7 protein-coding genes are annotated in these 7,644 nt (G+C 70.9%); 5 read left to right on the top strand and 2 right to left on the bottom strand.

What is annotated here, in order from left to right; translation table 11 throughout:
* Positions 1–46: 46 nt before the first annotated feature.
* Positions 47–820 (bottom strand): SDR family NAD(P)-dependent oxidoreductase, encoded by a 774-nt coding sequence (locus ACKUB9_RS09445; RefSeq protein ID WP_407521085.1) that lies wholly within the window; start codon positions 818–820, stop codon positions 47–49.
* 165 nt (positions 821–985) lie between these two features.
* Between ACKUB9_RS09445 and carB the strand changes: the two genes are divergently transcribed.
* The 3 genes from carB to ACKUB9_RS09460 all read left to right on the top strand — a co-directional run bounded on the left by carB (position 986) and on the right by ACKUB9_RS09460 (position 5,566).
* On the top strand, positions 986–4,459 hold the full coding sequence (gene carB, locus ACKUB9_RS09450; protein WP_407521087.1) for a carbamoyl-phosphate synthase large subunit: 3,474 nt from the start codon (positions 986–988) through the stop codon (positions 4,457–4,459).
* A 116-nt stretch (positions 4,460–4,575) separates the two neighbouring features.
* Complete coding sequence (greA, locus tag ACKUB9_RS09455) at positions 4,576–5,052, top strand: transcription elongation factor GreA (RefSeq protein WP_238234391.1); 477 nt, start codon at positions 4,576–4,578, stop codon at positions 5,050–5,052.
* 10 nt (positions 5,053–5,062) lie between these two features.
* Positions 5,063–5,566, top strand: a complete 504-nt coding sequence (locus tag ACKUB9_RS09460) for a hypothetical protein (RefSeq protein WP_407521089.1) — start codon at positions 5,063–5,065, stop codon at positions 5,564–5,566.
* 170 nt (positions 5,567–5,736) lie between these two features.
* Here the strand turns inward: ACKUB9_RS09460 and rplS are convergent, their stop codons facing one another.
* On the bottom strand, positions 5,737–6,132 hold the full coding sequence (rplS, locus tag ACKUB9_RS09465; RefSeq protein WP_407521091.1) for a 50S ribosomal protein L19: 396 nt from the start codon (positions 6,130–6,132) through the stop codon (positions 5,737–5,739).
* Positions 6,133–6,359: 227 nt separating this feature from the next.
* Between rplS and ACKUB9_RS09470 the strand changes: the two genes are divergently transcribed.
* Together ACKUB9_RS09470 and ACKUB9_RS09475 are read left to right on the top strand one after the other, a co-directional pair.
* Complete coding sequence (locus ACKUB9_RS09470) at positions 6,360–6,863, top strand: universal stress protein (protein ID WP_407521093.1); 504 nt, start codon at positions 6,360–6,362, stop codon at positions 6,861–6,863.
* 113 nt (positions 6,864–6,976) lie between these two features.
* Positions 6,977–7,540, top strand: coding sequence for a NifU family protein (locus tag ACKUB9_RS09475; RefSeq protein ID WP_407521095.1), 564 nt, complete (start codon positions 6,977–6,979; stop codon positions 7,538–7,540).
* Positions 7,541–7,644 lie beyond the last annotated feature (104 nt).

Consider the following 7,644-nt stretch of genomic DNA (forward strand, 5'->3'; position numbering starts at 1 on the left):
GGCCCATTGTGTAGCGAACACGACTGAACCGAAGATGACCCCGGTGTCAGTCCTGCAGGCGGGAGGCCGCCTTGCGGCTGAGCCAGCGCGGGGCGAGCCGCGCGGCCAGCACCGCCAGACCGTTTGCCGCACCCGGCACCACGACCGCGTCGCCCCGCAGGTAGCCGGCGAGGCCCGCCCGCGCCACCGCCTCCGCGCTCATGGGCGTGTCCTTGAAGCGCTTGGCGCCGTGCCGGTCGGCCCGCCGCGAGAACTCGGTGGCGGTCGCGCCCGGGCACAGGGCCGTCACCGTGACGCCGTGGGGCCGCGCCTCCTCGTACAGCGCCTCGGACAGCGAGAGCAGGTAGGCCTTGGTGGCGTAGTAGGCGGCCATGTTGGGGCCGGGCAGGTAGCCCACCACCGAGGCGACGTTGAGGATGCCGCCGCGCCCGCGCGCGACGAGGTCGGGCAGGACGAGGCGGGCGAGCGCCGTGGGGGCCGCCACGTTCACCATCACCATCTCGGCGATCTCGGCGGAGGGCTGGGCCACGAAGCGCCCGCGCAGGCCGAAGCCCGCGTTGTTGACGAGGGTGTGCAGGGCGATGCCCCGCTCGGCGATCGCGGCCAGGAGATGGCCCGGTGCGGCGGGATCGGCGAGATCGGCCGGCATCACCGCGACGGGGACCTGGGGGCGCAACGTCTCGGCGAGCGCGTCCAGGCGATCGGCCCGGCGGGCGGTGAGCACCAGCGCGTGGCCGCGGGCCGCGAAGGCCCGGGCGAGGTCCGCCCCGATCCCGCTCGACGCGCCGGTGACGAGGGTCCAGTCGCGCGCTGCCGTCAAGCCTGATCCGCGCTGGCGCCGCGCGGCCTTTCATTCGTCTCGGCCGGCGTGTTAAAGGCGCCGCACGACCATCCCCCCGCGCCCGGCCTGCCCCGCCCGCGCCCGTCCCCGGGCCGCCCGGCGCGGTGAAGGCCGGATGCGCGCCGCAAGAGTCTGACGCGTCCGATGCCCAAGCGCACCGATCTCTCCTCCATCCTCATCATCGGCGCGGGTCCGATCGTCATCGGCCAGGCTTGCGAGTTCGACTATTCCGGCACGCAGGCCTGCAAGGCGCTCAAGGCCGAAGGCTACCGGATCATCCTGGTCAATTCCAATCCGGCCACGATCATGACCGATCCGGAGCTGGCGGACGCGACCTACGTCGAGCCGATCACGCCCGAGATCGTCGCCAAGATCATCGAGAAGGAGCGTCCCGACGCGCTCCTGCCGACGATGGGCGGCCAGACGGCGCTCAACTGCGCCCTGTCGCTCAAGCGGATGGGCGTGCTCGACCAGTTCGGCGTGCAGATGATCGGCGCCACCGCCGAGGCGATCGACAAGGCGGAGGACCGTCACCTCTTCCGCGACGCGATGACCAAGATCGGGCTGGAGACGCCGCGCTCGGCGCTCGCCAACGCCTCGGCCTCCAAGAAGGCCGACCGCGAGAAGTACCTCGCCGAGGTGGCCCGGATCGAGGCCGCCACGCCGGATCCGGAGGCGCGGAAGGCGGCGAGCGCCGCCTTCGACAAGAAGTGGGCCTCCGGCGAGGCCGAGCGGCGCAAGCGCTACGGCGAGCACGCGCTGGGGCAGGCGCTGATCGCGCTCGCCGAGATCGGCCTGCCGGCGATCATCCGGCCCTCCTTCACGCTGGGCGGCACCGGCGGCGGCATCGCCTACAACCGCGAGGAATTCCTCGACATCGTGGAGCGCGGCATCGACGCCTCGCCGACCAACGAGGTGCTGATCGAGGAATCGGTGCTCGGCTGGAAGGAGTACGAGATGGAGGTGGTCCGCGACCGCGCGGACAACTGCATCATCATCTGCTCCATCGAGAACATCGACCCGATGGGCGTCCACACCGGCGATTCGATCACGGTCGCGCCGGCGCTGACGCTGACCGACAAAGAATACCAGGTGATGCGCGACGCCTCGATCGCGGTGCTGCGCGAGATCGGCGTCGAGACCGGCGGCTCGAACGTGCAGTTCGCCATCGACCCGAAGACGGGCCGCATGGTCGTCATCGAGATGAACCCGCGCGTGTCGCGCTCCTCGGCGCTCGCCTCCAAGGCCACCGGCTTCCCGATCGCCAAGGTCGCGGCCAAGCTCGCGGTGGGCTACACGCTCGACGAGATCGCCAACGACATCACGGGCGGCGCCACGCCGGCCTCGTTCGAGCCGACGATCGACTACGTCGTCACCAAGATCCCGCGTTTCGCCTTCGAGAAATTCCCGGGCGCCGAGCCGACGCTCACCACCTCGATGAAGTCGGTGGGCGAGGCGATGGCGATCGGCCGCTGCTTCGCCGAATCGCTGCAGAAGGCCCTGCGCTCGCTGGAGACCGGCCTCACCGGGCTCGACGACATCGAGATCGAGGGCCTGGGGAAAGGCGACGACCGCAACGCCATCAAGGCGGCACTCGGCACGCCGACCCCGGACCGGCTGCTCAAGGTGGCGCAGGCCCTGCGGCTCGGCGTCAGCCACGCGGAGGTGCACGCCTCCTGCCGCATCGATCCCTGGTTCCTGGAGCAGCTCCAGGCCATCGTGGACCTCGAGACCAAGGTGAGGCGCTTCGGCCTGCCGAAGAGTGCGGGGGCCTTCCGGCAGCTCAAGGCGGCCGGTTTCTCCGACGCGCGGCTCGCCGTGCTCGCCCACACCGACGAGGCCGCGGTGCGCGCCGCCCGCCGGGCCTTGAGCGTGCGCCCGGTCTTCAAGCGCATCGACACCTGCGCGGCCGAGTTCGCCTCGCCCACCGCCTACATGTACTCGACCTACGTCGCCCCCTTCGCCGGCACGGTGGCGGACGAGGCGCAGCCGTCGACCAAGAAGAAGGTGGTCATCCTCGGCGGCGGTCCCAATCGGATCGGGCAGGGCATCGAGTTCGACTATTGCTGCTGCCATGCCTGTTTCGCGCTCTCGGATGCAGGGTTCGAGACGATCATGGTCAACTGCAACCCCGAGACGGTCTCGACCGACTACGACACCTCGGACCGGCTCTACTTCGAGCCGCTGACCGCCGAGGACGTGCTGGAGATCATCGAGACCGAGCGGCAGGCGGGCACGCTGCACGGGGTCATCGTGCAGTTCGGCGGCCAGACGCCGCTCAAGCTCGCGCGCGCCCTGGAGGAGGCGGGGGTTCCGATCCTCGGCACCTCGCCGGACGCCATCGACCTCGCGGAGGACCGCGACCAGTTCAAGCGGCTCCTCGACAAGCTGCACCTGAAGCAGCCGAAGAACGGCATCGCCTTCTCGGTGGAGCAGAGCCGTCTCGTGGCCGCCGATCTCGGCCTGCCCTTCGTGGTGCGCCCCTCCTACGTGCTCGGCGGGCGGGCGATGGCGATCATCCGCGACGAGACGCAGTTCGCCGACTACCTGCTCGACACGCTGCCGAGCCTGATCCCGTCGGACGTCAAGGCGCGCTACCCCAACGACAAGACCGGGCAGATCAACACGGTCCTCGGCAAGAACCCGCTGCTGTTCGACCGCTACCTGACGGACGCGACCGAGGTCGACGTCGACGCAGTGGCGGACGGGACGGACGTGTTCATCGCCGGCATCATGGAGCACATCGAGGAGGCGGGCATCCACTCGGGCGATTCCGCCTGCTCGCTGCCGCCCCGCTCCCTGTCGCCGGAGACGCTCGCGGAGCTGGAGCGCCAGACCCGCAACCTCGCCCTGGCGCTGAACGTCGGCGGCCTGATGAACGTGCAATACGCGATCAAGGACGGCGAGATCTACGTGCTGGAGGTCAACCCGCGCGCCTCCCGCACGGTGCCCTTCGTCGCCAAGGTGATCGGCGAGCCGATCGCCAAGATCGCCGCCCGCGTGATGGCGGGCGAGCCCCTGGCGCGGTTCGGGCTCACGCCCAAGACCCTGCCGCATATCGGCGTGAAGGAGGCGGTGTTTCCCTTCGCGCGCTTCCCCGGGGTCGACGTGCTGCTCGGGCCGGAGATGCGCTCCACCGGCGAGGTCATCGGGCTCGACCGCAGCTTCGGCGTCGCCTTCGCCAAGAGCCAACTCGGCTCAGGGACCCAGGTGCCGCGCGAGGGCACGCTGTTCGTCTCGGTGCGCGACGCCGACAAGGCCCGCATCCTGCCGGCGGTCCGCATGCTGGCCGAGGTCGGCTTTACCATCCTGGCGACCAGCGGCACGCAGGTCTTCCTCGCCGAGAACGGCGTCGTCGCGACCCGCATCAACAAGGTGCTGGAGGGCCGCCCGCACGTCGTCGACGCGATCAAGAACGGCGAGATCCACCTCGTCTTCAACACCACCGAGGGCGCCGGCGCCCTGTCCGACTCGCGCTCGCTGCGCCGGGCGGCCCTCTTGCATAAAGTCCCGTACTACACCACTCTCGCGGGTGCGATGGCGGCTGCGGAGGGCATCACGGCGTATCTCGGGGACGATCTCCAGGTGCGTGCCCTGCAGGAATACTTCGCGGCCTAAGGCGCGGGCCGCGCGCCGAAGTCCTCGCGCCTGCGCGAGTGGTATTGGGACAGGCCCGGCCGGGACGCGGCAACGCGTCTCGTCGGGCCGATTGCTTGTGGTGTGAGACGAGAACGATGGACAAGGTTCCGATCACGATCCGAGGATTTGCCGCTCTGGAGGAGGAGCTGAAGCATCGCCAGCAGGTGGAGCGCCCGCGGATCATCCAGGCGATCTCGGAAGCGCGCGCGCTCGGCGACCTCTCGGAGAATGCCGAGTACCACGCCGCCAAGGAGGCCCAGTCCCTGAACGAGGGCCGCGTGCTCGAACTGGAGAGCCTGATCTCCCGCGCCGAGATCATCGACGTCACCAAGCTCTCGGGCAACAAGGTCAAGTTCGGCGCCACGGTGCAACTCGTCGACGAGGACACCGAGGAGGAGAAGACCTACCAGATCGTCGGCGAGCCGGAGGCGGACGTGCGCTCGGGCCGCGTCTCGATCACCTCGCCGGTGGCGCGCGCGCTGATCGGCAAGGGCGTCGGCGACACGGTCGAGGTCTCGACGCCGGGCGGCGGCAAGTCCTACGAGATCGTCGGCATCCGCTTCGCTACGTGAGCCGGGCGACATGAGCGTCTTCTCGCCGCGCCGCCTTCTCGCGGCCGCGCTGCTCGGGCTCGCCGCGACGGCGGCGGGCGCCGATCCGCTCCCGCCCGACACCCGCTTCTCGGCCATCCGGGTGGATGTCGGACCCCTGCGCGCCCGCGGGCTCGGTCCCTTCGCGACGGCGGTGCAGGACGACCTTCAGGCGGCGCTGGCCCGCACCTTCGCGGGCCGCGTCGGCGGCCCCGGCCCGACCCTGGTGGTGCGCGTGACCGGGGTCACGCTCAACTCCTACGTGGGCAGCGAGAGCCGCTTCGGCCGCGGCGGCGGCATGAACTCCGATTACCTCGACGGCGAGGCCCTGGTGGTGGGGCGGCGCGGCGAAGTGCTGGCGCGCCATCCCCAGCTCTCGGCCAATCCGGCGAGTTCCGGCGGCGCGTGGTACGACCCGGCCTCGGAGCGGCGCCGGCTCGTGTCTCTCACCGAGCATTACGCGTGGTGGCTGCGCCGGGGCCTCGGGCTCGACTGAGGGCCGGGGCCGGCTTTCTTCAGACTTCAGCTCTTCCGGACACCCCACCGCTGGTAGCGTGGCGCGGCGGAACCCCTCTTCCACTCGGGAGAGGGGTTCCTCGGCGCTCGACGATGTCGGGGTGTTCAGGAGTTGGAGGTCCGGGGAGCGCCCGCGGCGCTCCGAAAAGCCTACTCGGCGGCGGCAGGCGCGGCCTTGGACTTGTCGCCCCCGCGCTCGGCGCGCTCGGCGATGCGGGCCGACTTGCCGCGGCGGTCGCGCAGGTAATACAGCTTGGCGCGGCGGACCTTGCCGCGGCGGGTCACCTTGATGGAATCGACCAGCGGCGAGTAGATCGGGAAGACGCGCTCGACGCCCTCGCCGTACGAGATCTTGCGTACGGTGAAGTTCTCGTTGAGGCCGCTGCCGGCGCGGGCGATGCAGACACCCTCGTAGGCCTGCACGCGGGTGCGCTCGCCTTCCTTCACCTTCACGTTCACCACGAGCGTGTCGCCGGGCTCGAAGTCCGGGATGGTCTTATTGAGCTGGGCGATCTGCTCCTGCTCGAGCTGCTGGATGATGTTCATGGTCGTGCTCCGGCCGTCGCGCCTCGCCGCGGGATGCGGCCCGGCACAGGATTTCGGCGTCCTGTTGTGAGTTGGCCGGCTCTCTACAGGATGGGGCGGGGGTTGTCGATGCCCTGAAGGCATGCGGCCGGTGCCCGAAGCCGGGCGATGACCCGAGGCATCGGGCGGGGCCTTGCCGGGCCGGGGTCGCGTCGGGCAGCATCGCGGGCGGCGGAGCCCACCCTGTCATGACCGAGATGAAGCGGCGCCGGTCCTACGAGCCGGGGCACCGGCTCAAGTTCATGGTGCTGGTCGATGAGACGCCCGAATGCGACCGCGCGGTGCATTTCGCAGTCCGCCGCGCCGCCCGCCTGAACGCGCGCGTGGTGATGCTGGCGGTGGCCGAGCCGCCCGACACCCTCGAATGGCTCGGCGTGGGCGAGGCGATGCGCGCGGAGGCCGAGGCCGAGGTCCGCGAGCGGCTGGAGCACTTGGCCGCCACGGCCCGGCAGGCGGCCGGGGTCGATCCCGAGATCGTGGTGCGCACCGGCGCGCGGGCGGACGAGATCCTGCGGCTGATTCGCGACGACGAGGATATCGGCTTCCTCGTGCTCGGCGCCGCCGCCGGAACGGAGGGACCCGGCCCGCTGGTCTCCTCCATCGCCGGGCGGGCCGCCGGCACCTTCCCGGTGCCGGTCGTCATCGTGCCGGGCGCCCTGAGCGAGGCGGAGATCACCGCGCTCGCCGGCTGAGACAGGAACCGGCGGCGTTGCGGTTTTCCCGGGACGGGTCCACATCTCGGGTGGCGCGACGCGCCGTTCCCGGCCGGCCTTGAACCGGCGCAGAGAACCCCGAAGGATTGCCGATGTTCATCCAGACCGAAGCCACCCCCAATCCCGCCACCCTGAAGTTCCTCCCCGGCAAGGTGGTGCTGCCCGACGGCACCTTCGAGGCGCGCAGCCGCGACGCGGCGACCCGCTCGCCCCTGGCCGAGGCGCTGTTCGACGTGCCGGGCGTGGCGGGCGTCTATTTCGGCCACGACTTCATCTCGGTGACGAAGGCCGACGACGGCTCGGAATGGCCGCAGGTGAAGCCCGCGGTGCTCGGCGCCATCATGGAGCACTTCATGTCGGGGGCGCCGGTGCTGGCCGAGGGCGCCGCCCCCGAGAGCGACGCCGAAGAGTTCTTCGAGGAGGCCGACGCCGACACGGTGGCGACCATCAAGGACCTGCTCGAAACCCGCGTGCGCCCGGCGGTGGCGGGCGACGGGGGCGACATCACCTTCCGGGGCTACCGCGAGGGCGTGGTCTACCTGGAGATGAAGGGCGCCTGCTCCGGCTGCCCGTCCTCCACCGCGACCCTGCGCCAGGGCGTGCAGAACCTCTTCCGCCACTTCCTGCCGGAGGTGCGCGAGGTCCAGGCGGTCTGAGCCCGTCCGCAGGCGCGGTGCCATCGCGGGTGCCGCGCTGACGAAACGGCCGCGCTGCGCTATGATGAAGGCCGCGGGCGCGCGGAGTGGGCGCGCCCGCGGCA

The sequence above is a fragment of the Methylobacterium oryzisoli genome (assembly GCF_046557895.1).
GTDB lineage: Bacteria > Pseudomonadota > Alphaproteobacteria > Rhizobiales > Beijerinckiaceae > Methylobacterium > Methylobacterium oryzisoli.

Bases quoted from the DNA above. Each gene is read 5' to 3' on its own strand.
- carB (WP_407521087.1), top strand. From the start codon at position 986: ATGCCCAAGCGCACCGATCTCTCCTCCATCCTCATCATCGGCGCGGGT.
- greA (WP_238234391.1), top strand. From the start codon at position 4,576: ATGGACAAGGTTCCGATCACGATCCGAGGATTTGCCGCTCTGGAGGAG.
- ACKUB9_RS09460 (WP_407521089.1), top strand. From the start codon at position 5,063: ATGAGCGTCTTCTCGCCGCGCCGCCTTCTCGCGGCCGCGCTGCTCGGG.
- rplS (WP_407521091.1), bottom strand. From the start codon at position 6,132: ATGAACATCATCCAGCAGCTCGAGCAGGAGCAGATCGCCCAGCTCAAT.
- ACKUB9_RS09470 (WP_407521093.1), top strand. From the start codon at position 6,360: ATGACCGAGATGAAGCGGCGCCGGTCCTACGAGCCGGGGCACCGGCTC.
- ACKUB9_RS09475 (WP_407521095.1), top strand. From the start codon at position 6,977: ATGTTCATCCAGACCGAAGCCACCCCCAATCCCGCCACCCTGAAGTTC.